Source organism: Melghirimyces thermohalophilus, from assembly GCF_900102685.1.
Taxonomy (GTDB): domain Bacteria; phylum Bacillota; class Bacilli; order Thermoactinomycetales; family DSM-45169; genus Melghirimyces; species Melghirimyces thermohalophilus.
In genome coordinates this window covers 153456-178131 of sequence record NZ_FMZA01000003.1, presented here as the reverse complement: position 1 = coordinate 178131, position 24676 = coordinate 153456, and the positions used below count along the sequence as shown (strand labels likewise).

General features: G+C 52.5%; 24 protein-coding genes. 1 reads left to right on the top strand and 23 read right to left on the bottom strand.

All coding sequences use genetic code 11. From position 1 onward, the window contains the following. Positions 1-33: 33 nt before the first annotated feature. The 12 genes from BLP91_RS03315 to recA all read right to left on the bottom strand — a co-directional run bounded on the left by BLP91_RS03315 (position 34) and on the right by recA (position 12226). Positions 34-900 carry a 2-oxoacid:ferredoxin oxidoreductase subunit beta gene (locus BLP91_RS03315; RefSeq protein ID WP_091566637.1) on the bottom strand — a complete coding sequence of 289 codons (867 nt, stop codon included), beginning with the start codon at positions 898-900 and terminating at the stop codon, positions 34-36. Beyond that, on the bottom strand, positions 887-2647 hold the full coding sequence (locus BLP91_RS03310) for a 2-oxoacid:acceptor oxidoreductase subunit alpha (RefSeq protein WP_091566635.1): 1761 nt from the start codon (positions 2645-2647) through the stop codon (positions 887-889). The genes BLP91_RS03315 and BLP91_RS03310 overlap by 14 nt, the downstream gene beginning before the upstream one ends. A 316-nt stretch (positions 2648-2963) precedes the next feature. Continuing rightward, positions 2964-3908, bottom strand: coding sequence for a dipeptidase (locus BLP91_RS03305; protein ID WP_091566633.1), 945 nt, complete (start codon positions 3906-3908; stop codon positions 2964-2966). A gap of 76 nt (positions 3909-3984) precedes the next feature. Further along, on the bottom strand, positions 3985-4245 hold the full coding sequence (locus BLP91_RS03300; RefSeq protein ID WP_040387185.1) for a stage V sporulation protein S: 261 nt from the start codon (positions 4243-4245) through the stop codon (positions 3985-3987). Positions 4246-4388: 143 nt separating this feature from the next. Then, the gene (locus tag BLP91_RS03295; RefSeq protein ID WP_091566631.1) at positions 4389-5180 is read right to left on the bottom strand and encodes a TIGR00282 family metallophosphoesterase; all 792 of its coding nucleotides are present in this window, start codon (positions 5178-5180) and stop codon (positions 4389-4391) included. Positions 5181-5229: 49 nt separating this feature from the next. Further along, entirely contained in the window at positions 5230-6774 is a 1545-nt protein-coding gene (gene rny / locus BLP91_RS03290; RefSeq protein WP_091566630.1) for a ribonuclease Y, read from the bottom strand. Positions 6775-7130: 356 nt separating this feature from the next. Beyond that, on the bottom strand, positions 7131-7802 hold the full coding sequence (locus BLP91_RS03285) for an ATPase (RefSeq protein WP_091566629.1): 672 nt from the start codon (positions 7800-7802) through the stop codon (positions 7131-7133). Next, positions 7786-8049: a hypothetical protein gene (locus tag BLP91_RS03280; RefSeq protein ID WP_091566626.1), complete on the bottom strand. Its 264-nt coding sequence runs from the start codon at positions 8047-8049 to the stop codon at positions 7786-7788. The genes BLP91_RS03285 and BLP91_RS03280 overlap by 17 nt, the downstream gene beginning before the upstream one ends. Then, positions 8024-9490 (bottom strand): AAA family ATPase, encoded by a 1467-nt coding sequence (locus tag BLP91_RS03275; protein WP_091566624.1) that lies wholly within the window; start codon positions 9488-9490, stop codon positions 8024-8026. The genes BLP91_RS03280 and BLP91_RS03275 overlap by 26 nt, the downstream gene beginning before the upstream one ends. Further along, positions 9487-10482, bottom strand: a complete 996-nt coding sequence (locus BLP91_RS03270) for a metallophosphoesterase family protein (RefSeq protein WP_091566622.1) — start codon at positions 10480-10482, stop codon at positions 9487-9489. Before BLP91_RS03270 ends, BLP91_RS03275 begins: the two co-directional genes overlap by 4 nt. A 3-nt stretch (positions 10483-10485) precedes the next feature. Continuing rightward, entirely contained in the window at positions 10486-11130 is a 645-nt protein-coding gene (locus tag BLP91_RS03265; protein ID WP_091566620.1) for a RecX family transcriptional regulator, read from the bottom strand. 13 nt (positions 11131-11143) lie between these two features. Beyond that, entirely contained in the window at positions 11144-12226 is a 1083-nt protein-coding gene (recA, locus tag BLP91_RS03260; RefSeq protein WP_091566618.1) for a recombinase RecA, read from the bottom strand. A 179-nt stretch (positions 12227-12405) separates the two neighbouring features. Between recA and BLP91_RS03255 the strand changes: the two genes are divergently transcribed. Next, on the top strand, positions 12406-12717 hold the full coding sequence (locus BLP91_RS03255) for a metal-sulfur cluster assembly factor (RefSeq protein ID WP_091566616.1): 312 nt from the start codon (positions 12406-12408) through the stop codon (positions 12715-12717). Between the two features lie 52 nt (positions 12718-12769). On the opposite strand, the gene BLP91_RS03250 is transcribed toward BLP91_RS03255, so the two are convergent. The 11 genes from BLP91_RS03250 to yfmF all read right to left on the bottom strand — a co-directional run bounded on the left by BLP91_RS03250 (position 12770) and on the right by yfmF (position 24659). Then, on the bottom strand, positions 12770-14353 hold the full coding sequence (locus BLP91_RS03250) for a DEAD/DEAH box helicase (protein ID WP_091566614.1): 1584 nt from the start codon (positions 14351-14353) through the stop codon (positions 12770-12772). Continuing rightward, a complete protein-coding gene (locus BLP91_RS03245) occupies positions 14340-15602 on the bottom strand; it encodes a competence/damage-inducible protein A (protein WP_091566612.1) in 1263 nt (420 codons plus the stop codon). Before BLP91_RS03245 ends, BLP91_RS03250 begins: the two co-directional genes overlap by 14 nt. A gap of 17 nt (positions 15603-15619) precedes the next feature. Next, a complete protein-coding gene (gene pgsA, locus BLP91_RS03240) occupies positions 15620-16204 on the bottom strand; it encodes a CDP-diacylglycerol--glycerol-3-phosphate 3-phosphatidyltransferase (RefSeq protein ID WP_091566610.1) in 585 nt (194 codons plus the stop codon). A 387-nt stretch (positions 16205-16591) separates the two neighbouring features. Further along, positions 16592-17440: a RodZ domain-containing protein gene (locus BLP91_RS03235; protein ID WP_091566608.1), complete on the bottom strand. Its 849-nt coding sequence runs from the start codon at positions 17438-17440 to the stop codon at positions 16592-16594. 150 nt (positions 17441-17590) lie between these two features. Next, entirely contained in the window at positions 17591-18751 is a 1161-nt protein-coding gene (locus tag BLP91_RS03230) for a helix-turn-helix domain-containing protein (protein ID WP_091566606.1), read from the bottom strand. 21 nt (positions 18752-18772) lie between these two features. After that, positions 18773-19945 (bottom strand): helix-turn-helix domain-containing protein, encoded by a 1173-nt coding sequence (locus tag BLP91_RS03225; protein WP_091566604.1) that lies wholly within the window; start codon positions 19943-19945, stop codon positions 18773-18775. 29 nt (positions 19946-19974) lie between these two features. Beyond that, positions 19975-20748, bottom strand: a complete 774-nt coding sequence (locus BLP91_RS03220) for a DUF3388 domain-containing protein (protein ID WP_091566603.1) — start codon at positions 20746-20748, stop codon at positions 19975-19977. Positions 20749-20928: 180 nt separating this feature from the next. Then, the gene (locus BLP91_RS03215; RefSeq protein WP_091566601.1) at positions 20929-21189 is read right to left on the bottom strand and encodes a DUF3243 domain-containing protein; all 261 of its coding nucleotides are present in this window, start codon (positions 21187-21189) and stop codon (positions 20929-20931) included. An 85-nt stretch (positions 21190-21274) separates the two neighbouring features. After that, entirely contained in the window at positions 21275-22030 is a 756-nt protein-coding gene (gene ymfI / locus BLP91_RS03210) for an elongation factor P 5-aminopentanone reductase (protein WP_176757787.1), read from the bottom strand. Between the two features lie 54 nt (positions 22031-22084). After that, positions 22085-23374 carry an EF-P 5-aminopentanol modification-associated protein YfmH gene (gene yfmH, locus BLP91_RS03205; protein ID WP_091566597.1) on the bottom strand — a complete coding sequence of 430 codons (1290 nt, stop codon included), beginning with the start codon at positions 23372-23374 and terminating at the stop codon, positions 22085-22087. Then, entirely contained in the window at positions 23361-24659 is a 1299-nt protein-coding gene (yfmF, locus tag BLP91_RS03200; protein ID WP_245662067.1) for an EF-P 5-aminopentanol modification-associated protein YfmF, read from the bottom strand. The genes yfmH and yfmF overlap by 14 nt, the downstream gene beginning before the upstream one ends. Positions 24660-24676 lie beyond the last annotated feature (17 nt).

Below are 24676 nucleotides of genomic sequence, written 5' to 3'. Positions count from 1 at the left end.
CACTTCCCTGCCGGAAAGTGGCTGTGGCTCCATTTAAGCGAACTCGGCGACCAATTGCTCAAATTTGCTTCGATCCAGCTTCAAATCGCTTTTCGCCAGCGGCGTTTCGCGGAATCCTGGTATCATCTCTTCGTAACTGGCCCGCTCCTTGTTCTGATAGATGAGACCCGTCGCCAATCCATTGGACTCCATCAGTTTCTGCATCGCCATCATCCGGTTGGAAGGATCGTATCCCTCTTCTTCATCCAGGTTAACCAGATGCTCTTTAAACCAATCATAGGTGTTGATTTTATTGTACGTGACGCAGGGACTGTATACGTTGATCAAGGAGAACCCTTTGTGTTTCAACCCTTCTTCGATCAGGCGGGACAGCTGTTTCAGATCACTGGAAAAACCCTGAGCAACAAAGCCGGCACCGGCTGTCAGCGCCATCTCCAAGGGAGCGATGGAGGACTCGATAGAACCTTTCGGAGTGCTTTTCGTCTTGAAACCCATCTCGCTGCGGGGAGAGGTTTGCCCTTTGGTCAACCCATATACCTGGTTATCCATCACGATATACGTGATGTCCACATTCCGCCGGATGGCGTGAATGGTATGACTCATCCCGATAGCAAAACCGTCCCCGTCACCACCGGCTGCCACCACAGTCAAATCACGGTTGGCCAATTTTACCCCTTGAGCAATCGGCAACGCCCTTCCATGGATCCCATGGAAACCGTAAGCGTTCATATAACCGGAAATCCGGCCGGAGCAACCGATCCCCGAAACCAACACCACGTCTTCCGGCTCCAACCCCTGATTAGCGAATGCCCGCTGCATCGCCGCCAACACAGAAAAGTCGCCGCACCCCGGACACCAGTTGGGTTTTACTTTATTGCGGAAATCTTTAAACGTGGCCATGGACTAACAGCTCCTTACATTGATTGTACACTTCCGCAGGAAGGAAGGGGTTGCCGTCATACTTACCCGCATGGGAAATTTTATCTTTCATACCCAGTTGAAGTTTCAACAGGTTGGCTAATTGTCCGGTGGCATTATTTTCTACAGTAATCACCCGCTTCGCTTTTTCCGCGTAGGGTTGAACGGCATCGATCGGGAAGGGGAGCAATTGACGCAAGTGGAGGTGATTCACCTTGATTCCATCAACCTCCAATCGTCCCATGGCTTCTTGAATCACTCCCCGGGTGGAGTTGATACCCACAATCAAGAGATCCGCTTCCTCGTGTCTCTCATCTACATAAACCGGATCTTTAAAGGGGATCCCCCGTTCCAGCTTCCGCAATCGCTTTTCCACCATCTTTTTGCGATTGGCGGCATTCTCCGAGGGTCGGCCGGTCTCATCGTGCTCCACTCCGGTCACATGGTACAGTCCATTTTTCACACCGGGCAGGATGCGGGGAGAAATCCCGTCATCGATATCCTCGTATCGCTTGTACAGCTCAGAATTCTCCAGTTCCTGCAGGTTTGCCGAGTCGGTAATCAGCTTCCCCCGATCAATCTGAATCCGATCATAGTCCAAGGGCTCCACCGTCTGTTTACCGAGGGAGAGGGCCAGATCGGAGAGAATGATGACCGGACACTGATATTGATCCGCCAGGTTAAAAGCCTGGATCGTGTCGTAAAAGCATTCTTCCGCTGTACTGGGAGCAATCACAATCTTGGGAATCTCCCCATGCGTGCTGTACATCATCGCATTGATATCACTTTGCTCCTGTTTGGTGGGAAGTCCCGTACTGGGGCCGCCCCGCTGGGTATCGACGATAACAGCCGGAGTTTCCGTCATTCCCGAGAGGCCGATCGCTTCCGTCATCAAGGAAAGTCCCGGACCGGCCGATGCGGTCAACGCTCGGACCCCCCCATAATTGGCACCGATCACCATAGAAATGGCGGCGATTTCGTCTTCCGTCTGGACAACGGTACCCCCAAATTCGCTCAATTGTTTAATCAAGTATTCCATAATTTCTGACGAAGGGGTAATCGGATAAGCGGCCATCAGACGTGCACCTGCGGCGATCGCACCTAATGCGATCGCATCGTTCCCGATCATGTACAGGCGTTTTTTTCCGTCGGATGATTGCAAGCGCAGTGCCTCGATCGGTCCGCCTGCCTCCTGCATGACATGGTCGGCGCCTTTTTTGATCGCTTCCATGTTTTTATCCACAACCGCCTGCCCTTTTTGGAGGAATTTCTCCTCGATCACTTCTTGAAAGGACTCCGTCGGTAGACCTAATAAAGCACTGGATGCCCCGACGGCGACCATATTTTTCATCTGGGCCAGACCGATATCCTTGGCGATGGTTGTAAATGGAATGGAAAAGAGTCGGGCTGTGATCCCCTCCGGCAAACTCGGTTTAAATTTGGTATCGGCAATAATTACCCCGTCAGAATGGAGCTCATGGGCATTGAGATCGATCGTTTCCTGATCGAAGGCGACCAAAACGTCCAAATCATCAGAAACCGCCCGAATCGGTCGGGTACTGATGCGAATCTTGGTATTGGAGTGACCTCCTTTAATGCGGGAAGAAAAATGACGATAACCATAAAGATGATAACCCAAGCGATTCAGCGCGGTGGAAAAGATCTCTCCGGTGCTATCGATGCCTTCCCCTTGCTGTCCGCCCACTTTCCACGAAAGCTGCTCGATCAATCAACTCATCTCCTTTGATTCTTCCCTGCAACTGTGCACAAAAAAACATATTGTGACGCCCCTTAAAGATAAGTTCCTGTTTCAGCGACCCGGTTTTTTCTTTTTTTCCGCATCTCCACAGGCGTTGGGAAACGGTTTCCCTGCGTCATCAGGTACCGATGAACGGCCGCACGGCCGCTCCTGCTCAAACCCGGAGGGTTTGGACCGCATACCGAAACCGCAGAACAGGTTCTGCCTGCCTTCGATAGCTATTGGTAGTTATTCATTCTAGACGCCCCAAGGGCAAAAAGCAACCGTTACCGTCTTCTTTTCCACTTTACAGATGTTCCATATAAAAGTGATACCCATTCTCCCCGATCCATTTGCGTACCAGGTGTTCCGGGAACCGTTTCAATAACGACTCCTCCAGATAGGGCAGATCACCGATGTGACGAAGTCCGGGAATTTTTTGGTCGATCCCGTCAAAATCAGAGCCGAAAGCGATCCGTTGTTCCCCTCCCAAACTGCAGATATGCTCGATGTGTAAGAGCAGATCGTCTATGGTAGCAGCGTTTGGGTCATCCCGTACAAACATGGGGACAAACGTGATCCCGATCAGCCCTTGTTTTTGGATCAGCGCCCGGATCTGATCGTCCAGCAGGTTTCGCTTGTGGGAGCAAATTGCCCGGGCATTGGAGTGGGAGGCCACCACCGGAAGATCCGATTCCATCACATCCCAAAACCCTCGAATCGACAGATGGGAGACATCCAAAACCATTCCCAATCGCCCCATCTCTTTCACCAGATCCCACCCGAAACGGGTCAAGCCGCCGCCCCGTTCTTCCTGAATCCCGTCCGCCGCTTCATTGGTTCCATTCCAGGTCAACCCCACCTGACGGAGACCGAGCCGGTACAAGAGGCGCAAATGACGGAGATCGCCTTGAAGGGCATCGGCACCTTCCAATGCGAGAAGCCCCCCCATCCGGTTTTCCCGGGTCAGCGCAAACAAATCATCAGGGCTTTGCACCGGACGAACGTACCGTCCATCACGGATCACCTCTTCGTAAAACCGGTCCACTTGGTTTAACGCCACCTGCCAAGTCTGGCTTCGCGGCACTTCGGGGGGAACGAAAACGGCAAACACCTGCAGCAGCATGCCAGTCTCTTTAGCTGCCGGGGCATTTACATCCAAGGCGGAATCCCTTCTGTAAAAATCCAGTTTCTTAGATGGGTTCTCCCACATTTTATACAACACATCGCAATGTCCATCGATCCAACGCACCTCTTTCCCTCCCTGTCACACAAAAGAAAACCTGTTTATAGGTATAAACAGGTTTTACGATCAGGCTTCATCCCTCTCAACGAGGTTCAACGATCAGCTTAATCGCCGTACGTTCCTCACCATCGATAACAATATCAGTGAAAGCTGGGATACAGATCAGGTCAATTCCACTGGGCGCTACAAACCCTCGCGCGATGGCAACTGCCTTGACAGATTGGTTGAGTGCACCTGCACCGATGGCTTGAATCTCCGCGTTGCCGCGTTCACGCAAAACCCCTGCAAGTGCACCGGCGACGGAATTCGGGTTGGACTTTGCTGAAACTTTTAATACTTCCATGTTGGCTACCTCCTCGATGGTTTGGAGTGAGTCCACTGTTAAATATATTCGGCAATCTTTTATAAATTCCTTCTATTCGTCGTATAAAAGAGCAATTCTATCAGCGATGCTCTATTTTGCCACCGAGAAGGCTCTCCAACCGCTTAATCAAACCAAGGATGATCATCATCGATACGGATGCGGCGGATGTCCGAAGCCATTCCGGTTGCCGGATCCAGATCGAGTAGCACGGCATTTAGCTGAACTTTTCCCGTTGCCACCTCGAAACGGACCGGTAGTTGGGTCAAAAATCGCTTGACGATCAAGTCTTTGTCCATCCCGAGAATGCCATCATATGGTCCCACCATCCCCACATCGGTCAAATAAGCGGTACCCCCGGGTAAAATCCGCTCATCGGCAGTCTGTACGTGGGTATGGGTCCCGATAACCGCTGAAACTCTTCCATCCAGATACCAGGCCAGTGCTTGTTTTTCAGAGGTAGTTTCGGCATGAAAGTCAACGAGGACAGGTACATTCTCCTTCAATGATTTCAAAATAGCGTCGGCAGTACGGAAAGGACATTCGAGGCTGGACAAGAAGGTGCGTCCCATCAGACTGATAACCACCAGTTCCCCGCGAGAAAAGCGGAGATGGGTATAGCCCTGCCCAGGCGTCCCTTCGGGATAATTGGCCGGACGGACGATCCGAGGTTCATCATCGATAAAATCAAAGATCTCCCGCTTATCCCAGGTATGATTCCCCAAGGTGATGCCATCGACGCCCATGCCGAAAAACTCCCCGGCGATGGCCCGGGTGATCCCTCGCCCATCGGCAGCGTTTTCCCCGTTGACCACAATCAGGTCGGGGCGCTTCGCCCGTTTGATACGAGGCAAATATTCACACAAGGCTTTTCTGCCAGGGGATCCAACAATATCTCCTACCAATAACAAACGCATCGTTTAGCTCCTCCAGATTGGGAAAAAAATAAAGCGGCATGAAGCCACTTTATTTTGCATATTCGACAGCCCGTGTTTCACGGATCACCGTGACTTTGATATGTCCCGGATAATCCAGCTGGTTTTCGATCTCTTTTTTAATTTCCCGAGCCAATTTTGTCGATTCACTATCGCCAATCTCATCGGGGCGAACCATAATCCGCACTTCGCGCCCGGCTTGAATGGCGTAAGATTTATCGACCCCGTTAAACGATTCACTGATCTCTTCCAACTTCTCAAGACGTTTGATGTAAGCTTCCAGGGTCTCGCGCCGTGCACCGGGACGGGCGGCGGACAATGAATCCGCTGCACTGATCAAAACAGAGATGACACTTGTGGCTTCTACATCTCCGTGGTGAGATGCGATCCCGTTGATCACGGCAGGGTGCTCATTATACTTTTTACCCAATTCGATCCCAATTTCTACGTGAGACCCTTCCACCTCGTGGTCTATCGCTTTCCCGATATCGTGCAAAAGTCCGGCTCGTTTGGCCAGATGAACGTCCTCACCCAGTTCTGCCGCCAGCAACCCGGCCAAATGTGCCACTTCCATCGAATGTTGCAGCACGTTTTGTCCGTAACTGGTCCGGAACTTCAACCGCCCGAGAATCTTGATCAAGTCGGGATGGAGACCGTGGACCCCCGTTTCAAATGTGGCTTGTTCCCCGTACTCTCGAATCCGTTCATCCACTTCTTTTCGCGATTTTTCCACCATCTCTTCGATGCGGGCGGGATGAATGCGGCCATCTGCCACCAATTTTTCAAGAGCGACCCGGGCCACTTCCCGCCGAATCGGGTCAAACCCGGACAGGATAACCGCTTCCGGTGTATCGTCGATAATCAGGTCAATCCCGGTCAGGGTTTCCAAGGCGCGGATATTCCGACCTTCCCGACCGATGATTCGTCCCTTCATTTCGTCGTTGGGGAGCGTTACCACTGAAACCGTCGTCTCGGCCACATGATCGGCAGCACAACGCTGAATAGCGAGAGAGAGGATACTTCGTGCTCGTTTATCCGCCTCTTCTATCGCCTGTTGTTCCATTTCCTTGATCAGCTGAGCCGTTTCATGCTTCATTTCGTTTTCCACTCTGGAAAGAATGATCTGTTTGGCTTCTTCGGAGCTCATCCCGGACAGTCGTTCCAGTTCGGCTACCTGTTCTTTATACAATTCTTCCGTTCGGTTTTCACGGTCTTGGATCCCGCTTTCCCGCCGATTCAGTTCTTCTTCCCGTTTTTCCTGGGCGTCCTGTTTTCTGTCGAGGCTCTCTTCTTTGCTCATCAACCGCCGTTCCAGCCGAGCAAGATCATTTCTTTGTTCCCGGATTTCCTGTTCCGCTTCAGCGCGGATGCGGTGCGCCTCGTCCTTGGCTTCAATAATCCGTTCACGTTTCAAAGAATCCGCGTCTCCGCGGGCTTTATCGATGATCTGTTCCGCCTCTTTCTCGGCGCTGCCGATACGGGCTTCCGCCGTCAGTTTCCGCATGCGATACCCGATGGCCAGACCAGGTCCAATACCGAGGAGGAACAGGAGCAGCCAGAGAAGAAAATCACCCATCGATTGCTACCCACCTCCTCCCTTTTTCAAGTAAAAAACAAGACCGAGCACATCGGTCTGTCCAGTCACTCCCCTATCATCCACATGGCGAAAAGGGGTACGCCGCCCATTTTTTCCGATCGGGCAAACGATGTATAGTTTACCGAGTTTTCGCTCGCTCCGCACTCCATCGCTTTAACTTCATCCGGGTAAAGCGGACAGTTCCGGATGGTTGACTTCAAACTGAAGTTGGAAATCATGGAGTTACCCGATGACAACAAGCTAGAAACCTGTTATTACGGGGAAAGTTTTAAACAAAACATCATGAGAAACCACAAAAGGAGTATCTCAGATGCACTCCAATTGTATTATTAGGTTCACCCATTGTCAAGAAATCGAACTGGGCGGACGACGGTCGTTCCGTCTTTTAGACCCACCTCAAAGGCCCGATCGGCACCTTCCGTCAAGTGTGTATTGTGGGTCACCAAGATGATCTGCCGATCAAACATCTCTCCGGTAGATTTAAGGAATTCCAACATCGATACGATATATTCGGAGCTGACATGTTTGCCCGGCTCATCCAAAATCAACGGACCCTTCGGGCACGGCCGAAAGGTTTCCATCAAGGCCACCCGGAGGGCGAGAGAGATGATATCCACCACACCGCCGCCGCGAGCATCCTGAGGTTTGTTCTTTACCGTGATCCCGTCCCACTCCGTAACCACAAAAAAGTCGGCTACCGGCTTGCCACCATGGTCAGAGAGCTCAATTTCAAAGCGAAACATGGGTCCGAATACATACTGCAACGCATTCGTCACTAGATTTTCCATCTGGGCTTTCGCTTGTTTTCGAGCATGCTCCGCCGATTCCTGGAGAAGAGCGCCAACCTTTTCATAAAGTTTTTGCTTGGACTCAGCCTCCGCCATCCGACGCTCCACATCCTGCAACATACTTGTTAGAGAATCCCGCTTGGTCTTGCGCACCAAGGCCTCTTCCCGAGCAGCATTCAGGCGCTCCTTCAGTTGCTGGAGTTCATTCTTCCGATCCATAGTTCCCGATCAGCTCCTGGGGAAGCAACGACCAGGCTTCCTCAATCTGGCGGTCGATCTCTTGTTCCAGCCGTTGGATTTCTTCATCCAAGCGCTCCGGTTCTACACCCAGCTCTTCCAACTCCTCCAGGATCGCCTTTTCCTGCTGCTGAAGGTTTTCCAACCGAAGTTCGGCCTTGTAACGCTGGTTTTTCGCCTCTTCCAAGGCCGTCTTAATCTCTTTAATCCTCTCTTCCTGCCGCTGCACCAGTTACCCCTCCCCTGTACTCTTCCATCAAGTGTTCAAGGACGGATGAGCCGATTTCGGAACCGCAAAGGGGACATCGACCCAGCTTTCGAAGGTGGCTTACCAGCTCTTCCGTCAACCGATCAAATTGCTCCGCATTGTTCTTGAGATAGACCGCTCCCTTCTCCAATCGGGAACGAAGATCCGCTCGTTTTTGAGCTTGCTTCCTCAGCCAGGCCAGTCGTTCCGCCATCTGTTCCAGACGGGTCACCTTCTGAACTGGGAGCCGTTCCGTCGCCTGTAATACCTTGTTTACCTCTTTTTTTCCCAACTTCACTCGCATATATCGGGGTTGCAACCCGGCCAACCGCTTCAACATCTCTTCCTTCTCTTCCAGTCGAGAAACATCGATCTGGTGGATGCCCTCGGTCTGCTGCTGCAACCGCTGATAACGCGCCGTCTCCGCGCGGATGTTCGCCAGATGGCCATGAAGGGTGCGAAGTTTGGACAACCGGTCTTTGGCTATCACCAGCTCCTGGAGTCGGTGTTGGACTTGATTTAAGTGCTGGCTCGCCTTTAAGACATTTTGCCAATATGTCCGTTCCCGCACCAGTTTTCTTCGGCTCAACCGCAACCGCTCCAACTGTCGATATCGGAGGTTTTCACTCTCTAATCGATTCAGCAGATCTTGCACTTGCTCCAAACCGGCCAAACGATTCAGCCGCTCCTGCACCGTTTCCTTCTCCTGATGGACAGCGGTGCGCCGTTCCCGTAAGGCCAAAACCCGCTGCAGCTTTTCATGTTTTCCTTCCGCTTCCCGCTCAATCGCTTCGGAACGGTCGAGATCGCGGATCAGTTGCGGCAGGTGTTCATATGGTTTCAATTCCTCTTTCAACCGCTCCGCTTCCGCCGTCTGATACTTTAAATCTACAGCCGTTCGTCTCAAATCCTTCCCCGTTTCCTGCAGGGCCATATCGATCAGGTGTGCACCACTGATTCGGCCGATGGACTTGGCTTTGACACTGCCTGTCTCCGACAGCAAAAACGGCCCCTCCAGCTGGCTGCCAAATTGAGCGGGGAGGTTCCAATCAGCACTCAACTTCAACATGTGCATCCCGTGGGCACGACTCACTTCTTCTGGCACCTGGCTGCCGAACCCCTCAAAAACCTGCTCACTGCCCTGGGGATCCTGAAGTATGTATCGGTTAACGGAGGCAGAGCGGATCCGGGTGATCACCGTCCCGTCGGACAAGGTAAGGGAGACCCGGCAGCGATTCTTGCCTGCCCGGATGTAATCGGTCCCCTTGGGCTGATTGTACAACAGCCAGCGGAGCGCCCGCAGGATAGCGCTCTTTCCACTGTCCGACGGACCGACGAACACATTGAAGCCTTCGGTAAAATCCACCTCGGTATAGGTGTGGGACTGGAAGTTCTCAATCACCAACTTGTCAAACTTTTTCACTCCACCAGCCCCCCTTCACTCCCCCATTGCTCTTGAACCACAGCGATTCGTCGCAGGGCTTCATGCTTCACCTCATCCTCCACTTTCTCCAACCCGGCGATCTCCTCAACAATTTCCCGGACAGCCAGCGCCCTGAACTCCCCATCGTCCCGCAACATCCGCACAAACTCGGCCATCTTCTCCTCTCGGTAGGCAGCCTTTTCCAGATACGAGCGGTCCAGGACCGCATCACCAGGTGCCGCACAAGTGATAGGGATCAAACGGACGTGAATCTCTTCTCCCAACTCCAAGAGCGCCACCTGAGGATGCCGTCTGATTTCCGAAGGATGGTTGTTGATGCGAGCGAGGGCACCGGGATTGATAATATAGCGGCCTTCTTTCTGTTTCACGGGAAAACCGGCATGGTAGTGTCCAGTCAGAAGCACATCCACCTCTTCTGACCACAGCGTATCCACCATGGTGTGGGCCACCCCATCCGGCAACGGTCGATCCACCGCCATACCGTGAACCATATGAATGCAGTAATCGGCACCTGTTTCATTCTGGACTGCATAGTCCAGAGATGCCTCCCGTCTATCCAAATCATAGTGGAAAGGCTGGCCGGTCAACTGGATCTTCCGGCCACCGCCCTCCAAAAGAACCTTTTCCCCTGGCCGAATGAGCTGAACTACCCCAAACGCATCCAATAGTCCTAACATCGACCGCTCGACCGTGTCTGGGTTATGGCCGTAAATATCATGGTTGCCGGCCACTGTATAGATAGGCAGCTGGAGACGGCGTAACAACCGGGCAGCATCCCGCACCACGGCCGGGGAAAGGTCGGGCCGGTCAAACAAATCCCCACCGTGAAGGACAGCATCCACCCCTTCCCGATGGGCAATCTCCACCACTTCATCCAATTTATCGCCGATGGCCTGGACGAAGTCGTCAGTCCGGCTGCGGGGAGCCGTTCCCCGGATGTGCGTATCGGTGACATAGAGAAGGCGGAGCATTCATCATCCCTCCTCCCGTTCGTGCCGGCTCCGGAAGGTACGGAGGAGCTCATAAACGAGTGACGGGTTGAAGCCCTGCCTGAACAAATACTGGCCCAGGCGCCTTTCCACCTTGGGCCAGGGTTGTCCGACAAGACGGCGGTACCGTTTTTCCGCAACCATTCGGGCCAGCTCTCTCTCTTTCTCATCTTCCAGTTGGCTCAGCACTTCTTCCACGGTTTCGGAAGAAACACCTTTCTGTTCCAGTTCATGTTTCAGCTTAAGGGAGCCATATCCTTTTCGTCGACGCCGTTCTTCCACCCAGGCTTGTGCAAAGCGCCGATCATCCAGATAACGCTTCTCCTTCAGCTCCTCAGTTACCGCATCCACATAGGCAGATTCATATCCCTTATCCAGGAGATGGCGTTTCAACTCAAAGACCGTGCGGGGACGGTAGCTGAGATGGCGTAGGGCGGCCTGATACACTTTATTCCGCTCCTCTTCCGCCAGGATGGACTCTATCTCGGCAGCATCCACTTCCATCCCCTTACTCAGTCTAAAACGTACCAGCACATCCTCGTGAACAGCGAACCGGTAAGCTCCATCCACATGAATGTTGTAGCGGGGAAGTCCGTTCTTCTGTCGTTCGATCCGCGTGATCTCACCCATCACGCCCGTCCCCTTACTCCTTCAGGTCGAGGGAGAGGGCTTCAGATTCTTCCTCACCCTTGGCCTTTTTTCCTTTGCTCTTCTCCGTCTTCTCTTCCGCAACACTGACCGTCGGTAAATTGTAATGTTCTCGGATCTTATTTTCGATGGACAGAGTGGTCTCACTATTTTCCTTCAAGAACTGTTTGGCGTTCTCCCGACCCTGTCCGAGGCGATTTCCCTCGAAGGAGTACCAGGCACCGCTTTTCTTCACGATATCCAAGTCGCTGCCGATATCCAGGATGCTCCCTTCCCTAGAAATCCCTTCCCCGTACATAATATCCACTTCCGCCTGCTTAAAGGGCGGGGCCACCTTGTTTTTGACCACTTTGATCCGGGTCCGGTTTCCGATCATCTCATTCCCTTGCTTGATCGTCTCGGCACGGCGAACTTCCAGCCGGACACTGGAGTAAAACTTGAGCGCACGGCCGCCGGGAGTGGTTTCCGGATTACCGAACATCACGCCCACTTTCTCCCGAATCTGGTTGATGAAAACAGCGATCGTTTTCGACTTGCTGATCGCGCCGGAAAGTTTGCGAAGCGCCTGGGACATCAGACGGGCCTGCAAGCCCACATGGGAGTCACCCATCTCCCCTTCGATTTCCGCTTTGGGTACCAATGCAGCCACTGAGTCGACAACGATGATATCGATAGCTCCGCTGCGGACCAGGGCTTCGGCGATCTCCAAGGCCTGCTCGCCTGTGTCGGGCTGAGACAGGAGCAATTCATCGATGTCCACTCCGAGCTTCTGGGCATAAACAGGATCCAGCGCGTGCTCGGCATCGATAAAGGCGGCTTGTCCCCCGTTGCGCTGCGCTTCTGCGATTGCATGAAGAGCAACAGTCGTCTTCCCTGAAGATTCCGGGCCGTACACTTCGATAATCCGCCCCCGGGGATATCCCCCGACCCCCAGAGAAATGTCCAGGGCGAGAGCACCGCTGGATACGGTCTCCACCTGACGACCGGTCGACTCTCCCATCTTCATGATCGAACCTTTTCCGAATTGCTTTTCTATCTGCCTTAACGCCATATCCAGAGCTTGACTGCGGTCGGACATGCATTCCTCACTCCTTCGATCCCATGGATATTATCATGATACATCCTTTTTAGATCCCTGCCAAGATTATTTACGAACATTTATTCGATTCCCTGTGAAGTGTTTTATCACCTGTATGCTTGTGGTAGAGTAATTATAAAGTATAAAAGATGCCTCATCCCGTAAAGGAGTGGGTAAAAATGGATAAGGAACAAATGAAAGAAGAGATTATGGAAGCTTTGGAAACCGTCGAAGATCCAGAGCTCCACATCGATATCGTCAACCTGGGACTGGTCTATGGTGTAGACATTGACGATGAAAACAACGTCAAAGTCACCATGACTCTGACCGCCATGGGGTGCCCGTTGGCTGGTATGATCAACGAAATGGTAGATACCGCCGTCAAGTCGGTCGACGGGGTGAACAACGTGGAGGTCAACATCGTCTGGAACCCGCCCTGGAGCAAAGAACGGATGTCCCGTTACGCCAAGATGGCCCTGGGCATTCACTGATCCTCCATCCTTTAAAAAAACCTGCCGATCGGCAGGTTTTTTTAAAGGATCATCAGGAACGGTTTCGGGGACGGGCCGGTTCCAGATTGACCCGGGCTCCATTGATCTTGGTTCGACGCAGAGCTTCAAAGACGAAAGGGGCCACTTCTTCAGGGACTTCCACAAAAGAAAACCGGTCGTAGATGTTGATGCGACCCACTTTCTTGGCGGCGATTCCTGCCTGTTCCGCGATCGCTTTCACCAGCTCCCGCGGACGGATATCGACGTTGCGACCGACATTGATGAAGAAGCGAACCATCCCCGGGGAAGCACCGGTCTCCCCGAAGTCGTACACAGCATCGGTGCCGGCATTGAATCGGTCGGCAAAAGCCATATGAAGAGCGGCTGCGGCAATCTTTTCCGCATCGTGTTTCTCCGACAGCTCCTTAACCAGCTCTTCGAAAATCGGAATCTGTTCGCCGGATTCGATCATCTCGTCTAGCTGCTCTCGCAACACCTGTTGCTGCCGCTCCGCAACCTCTTCCAAACTGGGCAATTCCCGGGGGTGCAATTGTCCGGCAATCTCATATTCGATGGAACGAAGCTGTTTCATCTCCCGGGGGGTGACCAGCGTGAGTGCGACCCCGGTCCGTCCCGCACGGCCGGTCCGTCCGATCCGGTGAACATAGCTTTCCGCATCTTGAGGAATATCGTAGTTGATCACGTGGGAAATCGTGCCCACATCGATCCCCCGAGCAGCCACATCAGTCGCCACTAAAAGCTCGATATCGCCGCGGCGGAAGGCGTTCATCACCCGATCCCGCTGCTGCTGAGCCATATCCCCATGCAACCCGCCGGCGAGATATCCCCGTCCTGACAGGGATTCCGCCAACTCATCAACACCTTTTTTCGTCCGGCAAAACAGGATCCCCTGCTCCACCTCTTCGCTGTCAAGGATCCGGCACAGCGATTCCAACTTGGCGCTTTCCAATACCCGGTAGTACACCTGTTCGATCACTGGCGCCGTCACTTCTCCTCGGCTAACTGTGATATAACGGGGCTTTTTCATATACTTACGGGCCAGGTGACGAATGGCTGGGGGAATGGTGGCTGAAAACAGGAGCAGTTGCCGATTGGCCGGCATAAAGTTCATCACGGCTTCGATGTCATCGATAAAGCCCATGTCTAACATCTCGTCAGCTTCATCCAACACCAGCGTATCCACATCATCAAGACGGAGCGTTTTGCGACGCAGATGGTCCAGCATCCGGCCGGGAGTTCCGATCACCACATGAACTCCTTGCTTCAAGGCCTTAATCTGGCGGCCAATCGGTTGTCCACCATATATGGGGAGGGTTTTGACCCGCTTCGGCCGGCCGATCTGACGGATTTCTTCCGAAACCTGGATGGCCAGCTCCCGGGTAGGCGCCAGTATCACCGCTTGCACTTTGTGAAGATCAGTATCCACATGCTCTAGAAGGGGGATGCCAAAGGCGGCGGTCTTACCAGTCCCCGTCTGAGCCTGGCCGATCACATCCTCCCCACGGAGAACGGCAGGAATACACTCCTCCTGGATCGGGGAGGGTTCTTCAAAGCCCATGTCCCGGATCCCTTTTAAAATGCGGGAGTCCAATTCAAAGGTATCAAATTGCTTCATTCGTAGCTTCACCTTTCTTTAATCGTTCCAACAGGATATAGAGCGCTTGTTTAGCCGCACGGATCTGGATCTTCTCCCGTGAACCGGAGAGGTTGAGCCGATAAGTGCGGGTTGGTTGGTTCCGTTCCGCCAAACCCAGATAGACCAGGCCAACGGGCTTTCCCTCCGCAGGCTCCGGACCAGCCACACCGGTGACGGAAAGAGCGAAATCGGAGCCCAGGCGGCGAAGGGCTCCGTCAGCGAGGGCTTGTGCAGTTTCCATGCTGACTGCCCCTGGACCGGCCAAAATGTCCGGAGAAACATCCAGCATGGATTTTTTCACCTCATCAGTATAACAGACGATGCCTCCCTGAAACACGGCACTGCTTCCGGGGACCGAGGTGATCATGTGATTGAGAAGTCCTCCAGTACAGCTTTCAGCCAGCGAAACCGTCCGGTTTTGTTGAGCGAGAGCGGTGACAAGGACCCTCTCCAAGCTCTCCTCATCCTCCCCGTACACATACCGGCCGACCGACTGGAGGATGGACTCCTTCACCGGAGCAATTATCGCCTCAGCCTGTTGTCGGGTATTCGCCTTGGCCGTCAAGCGCAGGGTAACCTCTCCCTCCTTGGCTAAGGGGGCAATCGTCGGATTATCCTGGTTCCGAATCAGGTCATCGATCCGTTCCACCAGGTGAGATTCCCCGATCCCGAAAAAGCGTAGCACCTTGGAGACCACCACTTCATGGTCGGGGCGAATCGATTCCAGATAGGAGCGAACATGCGCCTCAAACATCGGATACAATTCTGTAGGAGGTCCTGGGAGAAGCACACACGTCACCCCATCACGGCTGATCGCAACACCGGGAGCGGTACCGTTAGGGTTCGGAAAAACCGTTCCGCCGTCAAACATCAACGCCTGCTTATAATTGGAAGGGGGGACAGACAGGCCGCGCTCCGAAAATAAACGCTCCAACACTTCTGCGGACGGGGGATGTTCCACCAATGGAACATCCAGTACTTCAGCCACTGTCTCTTTGGTCAGATCATCTTCCGTCGGACCTAATCCCCCGGTGAAAATGACCAAGTCGGAACGGGAAACCGCCGTCTCCACAATCTCTTTAAGCCGTCCCCAATTATCGCCCACCGATGTATGAAAAAACACATCGATCCCCAGCTGTGACAACTCCTTGGATAAAAAAGCCGAATGCCTATCCACGATTTGTCCCAGTAACAGTTCGGTTCCCACCGCCACCAGCTCAGCTCGCATCCATGACTTCCTTTCTGTCAACGAGATTTTGAAAACCGGATCACAGCCCGATTTTTAATAAAGTAGTCCATCCCGGACAGAACTGTAATGATCACAGTCAACCAGACGAAAATCTGGGAAAAGGGAAATGAGATAAAGGAAAAGGGAAAGTTATTCAGCATCAGCGCTGCAATGGCAATGATTTGCACAATCGTTTTCAACTTACCGAGACGACTGGCAGCGATCACGTTCCCTTCCGCAGCAGCAACCAATCTCAAACCTGTTACCGCAAACTCCCGACTGATAATCACGATGGCGATCCACGCGTCTAAACGCTGCATCTCCACCAGGGAAATGAGCGATGCTGAAATCAGCAGTTTATCTGCAAGGGGATCAAGAAATTTACCCAGATTGGTCACCAATTTCCGTTTGCGGGCGATGTAGCCATCCAAACCATCCGTCACCGCTGCCAAGATAAATACCAAGGTGGCAATGATCTCGCTTACCGTGATCACACCATGCTCCAAACGGAATTGACCCAGATCGTAATTTACCAGCAAAAAAAGCATCACAATCGGCACCAAAAAAATCCGGGCCAGTGTAATTTTATTGGCCAGATTCACGTCGACGAACCCTCCCCCGCAGAATCGGAAGATGCAGGGTGCAAATAAACCGTCCCGCCGCTTCTCCGCATCCGTTGATCATCCAGGTAATCGCCTCCCCCGGGAAACAAAGGGGCGTTTCTTCCACCTGCCGGGTCTTGCTCTCCTAACCTTACCATAATCCAGCTTGCGCAAAAACCGTCAGCTCCAGACCTGTGCCAATGGTAACCCAGTCGGCGTCAATATCTATGTACTCGCATCCAAAAGCATAAAACAAGCCCCCGTAGAAAGCAGGGCCCAGAGGGTGAACGTTCCCATTCTTTTCCCGCGAATATCGTAAGTATAATATATCACTTTCTCACATGTCAAAAGCGGGAGTCTGCCTATTCAGCAGCTCCCGCGCCTCGATCATTTCTTCAGCTTCAACTGATAAGCATGCTGGCCTGTCACTCCCTCTGTAGAGATAACATGGCCGTTAAAAGTAAGCTTGACCTGGTTAGGGCTTTCAACCAAAAGTGAGACCCATTCCGGATGACGGAAGGTTTTTTTCTCTCCCTTTTGGATCGTCGCTTCCTCTTTCACCTTTTTTGTCGGGCCCCCTGCGCGATACCGATACCAGGTATCCTCCTTAGCCTCCAAGGTCACCTGAACTTCATCCGCCTTGGAAACTTCATACATATCGCCGTAGGTATAAGTTTCCGACGCTTTTACCAATTCAACGACGGCATCGTCCTCCGCATTTTTCTTCGAATCCTGAGCGTCAACCGATTTTTGGTCATTCGATTCCCCCGACGGATCCTCTGCGGAAGAGGAAACATAGATAGCAACGGGGATCAACAGCGCAAAAAAGGCCAAAAGAATCCAGACGTACTTTTTAGGCGGGGACTTCAACCAAGTGGGAAGGAAGCGGCCCACACTTTGGGGAAAAGAAAGGCTTTTCTCTTTCTCTGCGCGATACCGCTCTTTCCGGCTGAGGTGAGATACGGACAGCTCCTTCTCTGCCGTTTCCTCTTCTATCACTGCCGACGTCCTCTCTTGTTCCAGCTCCTGCAAAATCGGGGCTGGATCCACTCCGAGATAATCCCCATACTTTCGAATCAATGTTCGGGTATAGTATTTTCCTGGAAGTGCGTCGAAGTCCCCTTCCTCCACCGCCCGTAGATCATGCAACCGTATATGGGTCCGGCTCTTCACATCCTCCAACGTCAAACCGGCCGCCTCTCTTGCTTTTCTCAACGGGTCGGTCGGCTTCGCCACTGGCCTGTTCCACCTCCCTGCAGAACCTCAAAAAAACCGGGATTTTCTGCCTCTCTCAGCTTTCAGAAGATGGGCATAACCCGGCAAAAGTTCTGGTTCAGTATAACCGAGAGACTCCCCCCTGTCAAAAAGCTCCCCAGACGGGGAGCTTCAATCGACAAGGGCGATGTGAATCACCTTTTTGTGATCATACGAGGACGTTTTCACTTGTTCCCCGTTAACGGTCACCTCTGCACCGGAAGCGGGCGCCAATACCAGAAATAGTTCGTTACCTTTTTTATAGGTATAGGAAAAAACATCCTCTTTCTTCAGGAGGGATTCCTTCAGCGCATCGCCGATCTCCTGTTCCCGAACCTGCAACCAACATTCATCCTTGCCTTTCACCTTGAGTTGAATCTGATCGGCGTAAGCCAATTCATAACGGTCCATTTTTTCCCCGCCCATCTCCAAGGGAGTCAGCACAGGCTTGGGAGTATCAGCCGATCCAGTCTCTTCTTTATCACCTTCTGATTTTTCATCCTGGCCAACGGGGTCGGCGGAGCCAGATTCATCTCCGGACATTGTCGAAAAAACATATATGGCCGCCGGTATCAGCAAGAGAGCCATCGCGATTAAAAAGCGGGTGTACCATATACCTAAACGGTCCTTTTGATCATCCTTCGATTGCTGATTCTTTCGGCCGCCCCGTCCCATCGCTGCATGTTTTCCGCTGCGGCTGAGCGACTCGCCTTCAAGGCTATCCGCTGCACCTTCCGACCTTTGATGCCCTTGACGAGGGGATAACCCCAATTCCTGAGGTTCTGGTAAATCCGGCGGCATACTTATCCGCGGGGTGGTGTTTCCGCCCCGCGGAGTTCCAGTTTCTTCTTCCACTTCATCAGACTCGCTCCGTATATGCCTGCGGGGAAGTCGGCTAAAGCGTGACGGAGGAGAGAACTCCTCCTCACTCGACTCTTCCACTGCAGGTGGAACCGCATCCCGATCTCGGCGGGATTTTCTGGAACGGCGGGAGCGGGCCCTCGATCCAGGCCGACCATCCCTGTAACCGATACCGCCTGCAGGAGATGACGACAGTCCCTCCGCTCCTCGACGGTAATCCTCCACGATCTCCCGCGGGTCCAAGCCGAGGACGCGCGCATAAGTCCTGAGATAGGTCCGTACATAATAGGGACTGGCGATGCGGTCAAAGTCCTCCGCTTCCAGCGCAGCCAGATCATGGGCGGCAATCCGTGTATGAGCTTCCATCTCCTCCAGAGTTAACCCTCGGGACTCCCGGGCTTGTCTGAGCCGGTGACCGATCTTAACCGACACCCGGCCCACCTCCTGCCATTACTATTTCTTCAACTGAATCCGATAACTTCTGGGAACGTCCTGAGCCAAAGTATCGATCTCATCACCATTTACCTTAATTTGAGTGTTAGATGGCTTTGTCAGACGGAACCAGACAAACTTGTCGTAGGACAATGTACGCTGTTCCCCCGCACTAATCTCGTATGAATCCTCTACCTGATTCACCTTGCTGCCGACATTGATGTTGGTATCTCCCTTGCTCGCCTTGATCTCCACTTTCAACTTATCAGCATTTTCCAGGACGTAAAGATCTCCTTCCAATTCTTCGCCGGTCTCCACCTTTGTCAAGGTTGGGGCATCTAGAGCATCTGCTTCCGCTTTATCCGTAGTATCCGCTTTGTCGGAAGCCCCTCCATCTTGCGGCTGCTCGTTTTTGGCTACCTGGTTGTCGTCGCTCCCAGTGGTAATCACTGTATAACCTCCGATAGAGACCAACAACAGCGCTCCGATGGCAGCCACTCGCACCATCCACTTGCTGGCGCCGCTTTTTTTCGGTCTGCCATCCCCTTCCGCCATTCCACGTTTGATTTCTTGACTGACTTTACGGGGGGTTAACGTTTGCTGCAAATTTTGTTGGGACCCTGTCCCTGTCTCACCAGGGGGGGTCACCGGCGGTTGATAGCGCTGGGTGGATTGGGAAACCGATGGTTGGGCCTGCCTTGGCGGAATCGTCCGGAAACGGCTTGTCCCTTGCTGAGACAAAGGATTCGTTTGTTGTCGCGATTGCTGATTCTCATTAGCAAAAGCACTGGCCGACCGCCCATATGGGGACGGGGGCGCCATCCGCTGAGAACGGGGGGAATAAGTTCGTCCCAATCGGGGACTCTGTTGCATCGGGCGCCGCTGCCGCATCCCCCCTACCCGTTCCCGCCCTTGTGTAGCGTGGTTGGCAGAGGAAGATTGCCTCCCCTGCACTCTTCCTGCAGCTGACAACCGCTCATAACGATCCAACAACGGCTGTGCATCCAGTTCCAGACTGTGAGCATAAGTGCGCAGAAAAGCCCGGACGTAAAATGGACTAGGCAAAGAATTAAACTGCTCCTGTTCCAATGCACGCAAGTATTCGATGTGAATCTTGGTGTTCTGCTGCACTTGTTCCAAAGATAAGCCTTTGTTTTCCCTTGTCTCTTTTAACCGGTTTCCGATTCCAGACATTACTGTACCTCCTGAATTCCCATCTATTTCTATCCGATATCAAAAGTGGAAATGTCATCATCCAAAACATCATAGCTGATCACTTCATCCGGATCATTTCTCAGTTCGATCAGATAGTCGAAATCATCCAGCTCATACTCCGTCTCCCGGACGAAGATATCCGGATGTTCGATCACCTTGGTCGCATGCATGCGCATAATTTCCCGGATCAGCATAAAGTGACGCTCCGTCGACCGCAGAGTGGAAACCACCCCGTCGATAATATAAACATTATCGGAATCCATTTCATCATCCGCCAGTTGTTTACGGACCGTCTGTCTCAGAAGGGTCGATGAGACGAAGGTCCACCTTTTGTTGGCACTCACGCTGGAGGCGACCACGGATTCCGTTTTTCCCACCCGGGGCATACCGCGCATCCCGATGAGCTGATGCCCTTCCGTTTTGAAGAGCTCCGCTAAAAAGTCAACCAGCAGACCCAACTCATCTCGAGTAAAGCGGTACGTTCTTTTATCCACGAGACATCGGTCCAGATAACGGCCGTGGCGAACCGCCATCCGATCCATCAGAGTGGGCGGACGGATCGCGGTGACCGTGATATTATCCATACGCTTCAGGATCTGTTTCAGGGCTTCGATCTTTTCCCGGTCGTTTGTGTTGAGTAACATCCCTCTTCGTCGATTCTCCACCCCGTTGATGGTCAGGATATTGATGGAGAGCATCCCCAGCAGAGAGGCGATATCACCAAGCAGACCAGGTCGGTTTTTATGGATTTGGTATTCGAGATACCAATCGTGGTCGCCCATATGTACACACCCTTCCGCAAGACCGTCTGTCAAATTGTTCAGGAGACTTTAAACAAGGTTGCAAATTTGTTTAATAGTATACCACATGTCCGTTGAGAATCGAACCCCGGCTACTTAATAATATCTTTGAATAAAAAAATGAAACACCCTGTCGATAAAGGGTGTTTCATCTCTTCCTTATTAAGACTGTTGATCGCCGCCATGAACCAGCTTGACCATCAAATTGGCCATCGTGTGCTTCTCTTGTTCGTCTGCGGCGTCCCACAATTCCTTCAACATGCGTTCCTGGTCGTTTTTGGGATCGATCTCCTTGGAGAGATACTCGCCAATCTGTACAGCGGCGTTGTTGAGCGCTTCATTATCCATCCCTAAACTTTGTGCCTGCTCGACGCGTTCGTTCAAGAAGTTTTTCCAGTCCTGGAAGTTGTTAAGGACCGACATGGATTTTATCCTCCTTTGGGGATGATGTCCTCTACGGGTAATATGATCCGATCCCCTTTTCCTTATACAAAAAAGAGCATGCCGATTATGGATACCAACCCCCGTTTATATGGAGAATTTGACCTGTGACATAAGCCGCTTCTCTGCGACAGAGCCATTCAACCATCGCGGCCACTTCTTCCCCTTTTCCCAGGCGTCCGGACGGGATCGCTTCTGCCAACTCCCTTCGCTCCTCACCGGATAACTGTGCGTTCAACAGATCGGTCTCGATCGCGCCGGGGGCGACAGCGTTAACGGTCACCCCTGAGGGAGCCAATTCCTTGGCCAGCGCCCGGGTCATTCCGTTGACCGCTCCTTTGGCAGCGGAGTAAAGCACCTCTCCGGCACCACCTGATTCCCCCCAAACAGACGAAAGCAGGATGATACGGCCGAAACGGCGCCTCACCATCTCTTGCATCACCCCTTGAATCAGATGATACCCGCCACGGACATGGGTATCCATCAACCGGTTGTACTCCTCATCGGTCACATCTTGAAACAAAACGCTATCCCCCGCCACGCCGGCATTGTGAACGAGTAAAAGGGGGGTTCCCAGCTCCCGGCGGGTTGCTTCCACCACCTCGTTGACTGCATCCCGAGAACGGACATCGGAACGAATGGCAATGGCGCGGCTCCCATGGGAGAGGCACTGCTCGACCACCCTCTCCGCTTTTTCCCGGGAGCGGAGATAAGCGATAGCCACATCCGCCCCTGCATCTGCCAATCGAAGGGCGATTGCAGCACCGATCCCGCGGCTTCCCCCAGAAACCAGGGCCACTTGCCCAGATAAAGGACGGTCCATATTCTCCCCCTCTCCATAAAAAAAGCGTGCCCCGAAAGGCACGCCCATCATTCGTTACTGCTCATTGATCGGGCGAACCAAGGATACAGCAAAACGATCCCAATCAATATGTTCCTGTAACCGTTTGTTCACCTCTTCCGACTTCAGCTGCTCCAACATCGGAATGATGTTGAACAGATCCGTATCATTCAAACGGTAATGGGTGAACTGGTTGGCGATCCACTCCGGAGAATTGTAAAAGCGAAGGTAGTTCCCCAGCTTCTTTTTTCGAATCCGGTCCACCGTTTCCTCAGGAATACCCGTTTCCTTGATAGAGGGAAGCTCCTCCCGGATCCGGGCGAGGAGTTGGTCGGGATCGGCTGTGTCTCCTCCCACCATGGAAAATCCATACCCTTCCTCCAAAGTATAATCGTAGCCAAAATGGTCATCGATCAGCCCTTCATCATACAGAGACTGATACAACTCGGAACCTTGGCCGAACAAAGCTTCCAACATTACTTCCGTAGCCAGTTCCTGCTTGACGAGATCGTCACCACTTAAGCCGATCCGGTTTTCTTTAAAACCGAACAAGCATTTGGAAATCCCCACAGACAGATGCGCTTCCACCTTCTCCTGAGCCACTTTCTCATCTTCCTCAGGGTAGATGCGGCGAATATCCTCCTGCTTTTCGTAGGCTTTGTCCGCCTGATTCTGACGGACCTGATCCATAATCGCTTCTGGATCGATGGGTCCCACCACAAACAAGAGCATGTTGCTGGGATGATAAAAGGTGTGGTAACAGGTGTAAAGGGTCTCTTTATCAATTTTGGATATCGATTCGATGGTTCCGGCGATATCAATTTTCACCGGATGGTTTTGAAACATGGCACCGATCAAGCCAAAATGACAACGCCAGTCGGGATTGTCATCATACATGCGGATCTCCTGACCGATGATTCCCTTCTCTTTTTCCACCGACTCGTCGGTAAAGTAGGGATGTTGAACAAAATCGATCAGCGTCTGCAAATTTTTCTCCACGTTTTCCGTGCAGGAAAAAAGGTAAGCTGTCCGATTAAAGCTGGTAAAAGCGTTGGCGGAAGCCCCCTGTTTGGAAAACTTATTAAAAACATCTCCCTCTGGCTCCTCGAACATCTTATGCTCCAAAAAGTGGGCGATACCGTCAGGAACCCGAATTTCCTCTTTTCCCGGCGGTTGAAAATGGTTATCGATGGAGCCGTACCGGGTGGTAAAGGTGGCGTAAGTCTTATTGTAACCTGGTTTGGGAAGCAGATAGACCTTAAGCCCGTTGGGGAGTTGTTCATAGTAAATGGTCTCTTTCAACTGGCTGTGTTCAATTTTTTCCACCTTCGTCTCCCCCCTTCTTATCTCTCAAAAAGTAAATCGTATCAAGTTTCACCTTTTCGGCTACCGCTTTCACATCAGCAACTGTCACTCGGTTAATCTGTTCAATCAATGGGTCCAGGGGACGCTTGCGCCCGCTTAACAGCCCGTGATAGTGGGAATCGATCAGGTCATGGGCCCGATCCTGCCGTTCCTTCAACTGGTTGGTCAGCATCGCTTGCGTCTGGCTCAACTCCGAATCGCTGATCTCCCCCTGTTCCATCAGTTCGAACTGCTTGCGAATAATATCGACCGCCCGCTGATAATTGTCAATCTCGATGCCGGACTGAACCGTCATGACCCCCTTATGACTTTCCACCCTAGACGCAGCGTAGTACGCTAAGCTGGCTTTTTCTCGAACGTTGGTAAACAGCTTGGAATGGGGGAATCCGCCCAGGATACCGTTATACACCAGGAGTTCCGGATAGTCGTCATCAGCCAGGGTCACCTGGGTGCGGCAACCCATGTTTAATTTCCCCTGATTTACGTCGAGACGATCCACCACTTCTTTGACCTCATCAGGCACACGATTCGAAGTGGAAGGACGAACCTCACTTCGTTGGCCACCCTGGGTCGGGAAGTGGTTCTTCACCAACTTTTCCGCCTGCTCTGGGGTGACGTTCCCTACAAAATAAAGGTCGATCGGCTGGTTCTTCATCAACCCCTGGTAATATGTATAAAGGTTCTGCGGGTCGATGGCATCCAAATCCTGAAGGCGGCCGTGGTTGAAGAGGGCGTAAGGCTCCTCTTTACACATCTCCTCAATACACCGGATGGCGGCAAATCGGATTTTGTCATCGATCAAACTTTCCAACTTCTGACGAAGATTTTTCTTTTCCGCCTGGACGTAATCCTCGCGGAAGGCTTCTCCCTCAGTCGCCGGCTGATAGAGGATTTCACCCAAAAAGGCAGCCCCTTCTTCCAAAAGTGACCCCGTCTCCGTCAGGTAAGCATCATCGGGAATCTCCAGGCCCACCTGCATGATATGCCGTTCGCCCCGTTTAAACACATCACCAAACAACGAGGCCCCGTATAACTCCTCCAATTTTCTTTTCAACTGAACCGTCGAGGTGTACGTACGGGTTCCCCGTTGCAAAACACTGGGAAGGAGCGCGTGACGGGTCACCGTCTCCGGAGAGAGATCTTGCTGCACAAGGGCGATGATCATATTGGTCTTAAATTTATCCGTAGAGCAGACATGAACCCTCAGGTGATCCACATCCACCGTCTCAAAACGCAATTCAGTCACACCCACACCTCTTTTCT

Coding starts and splice junctions, on each gene's coding strand:
- rny (WP_091566630.1), bottom strand. CDS start 6,774: ATGGGTGATTTTCTTCTCTGGCTGCTCCTGTTCCTCCTCGGTATTGGA.
- BLP91_RS03220 (WP_091566603.1), bottom strand. CDS start 20,748: ATGGGCGACCACGATTGGTATCTCGAATACCAAATCCATAAAAACCGA.
- BLP91_RS03215 (WP_091566601.1), bottom strand. CDS start 21,189: ATGTCGGTCCTTAACAACTTCCAGGACTGGAAAAACTTCTTGAACGAA.
- BLP91_RS03270 (WP_091566622.1), bottom strand. CDS start 10,482: ATGCTCCGCCTTCTCTATGTCACCGATACGCACATCCGGGGAACGGCT.
- BLP91_RS03285 (WP_091566629.1), bottom strand. CDS start 7,802: ATGGATCGGAAGAATGAACTCCAGCAACTGAAGGAGCGCCTGAATGCT.
- recA (WP_091566618.1), bottom strand. CDS start 12,226: ATGTCCGACCGCAGTCAAGCTCTGGATATGGCGTTAAGGCAGATAGAA.
- BLP91_RS03300 (WP_040387185.1), bottom strand. CDS start 4,245: ATGGAAGTATTAAAAGTTTCAGCAAAGTCCAACCCGAATTCCGTCGCC.
- BLP91_RS03315 (WP_091566637.1), bottom strand. CDS start 900: ATGGCCACGTTTAAAGATTTCCGCAATAAAGTAAAACCCAACTGGTGT.
- BLP91_RS03265 (WP_091566620.1), bottom strand. CDS start 11,130: ATGGGTGAGATCACGCGGATCGAACGACAGAAGAACGGACTTCCCCGC.
- BLP91_RS03255 (WP_091566616.1), top strand. CDS start 12,406: ATGGATAAGGAACAAATGAAAGAAGAGATTATGGAAGCTTTGGAAACC.
- BLP91_RS03250 (WP_091566614.1), bottom strand. CDS start 14,353: ATGAAGCAATTTGATACCTTTGAATTGGACTCCCGCATTTTAAAAGGG.
- BLP91_RS03295 (WP_091566631.1), bottom strand. CDS start 5,180: ATGCGTTTGTTATTGGTAGGAGATATTGTTGGATCCCCTGGCAGAAAA.
- BLP91_RS03245 (WP_091566612.1), bottom strand. CDS start 15,602: ATGCGAGCTGAGCTGGTGGCGGTGGGAACCGAACTGTTACTGGGACAA.
- ymfI (WP_176757787.1), bottom strand. CDS start 22,030: ATGGACCGTCCTTTATCTGGGCAAGTGGCCCTGGTTTCTGGGGGAAGC.
- BLP91_RS03225 (WP_091566604.1), bottom strand. CDS start 19,945: ATGTCTGGAATCGGAAACCGGTTAAAAGAGACAAGGGAAAACAAAGGC.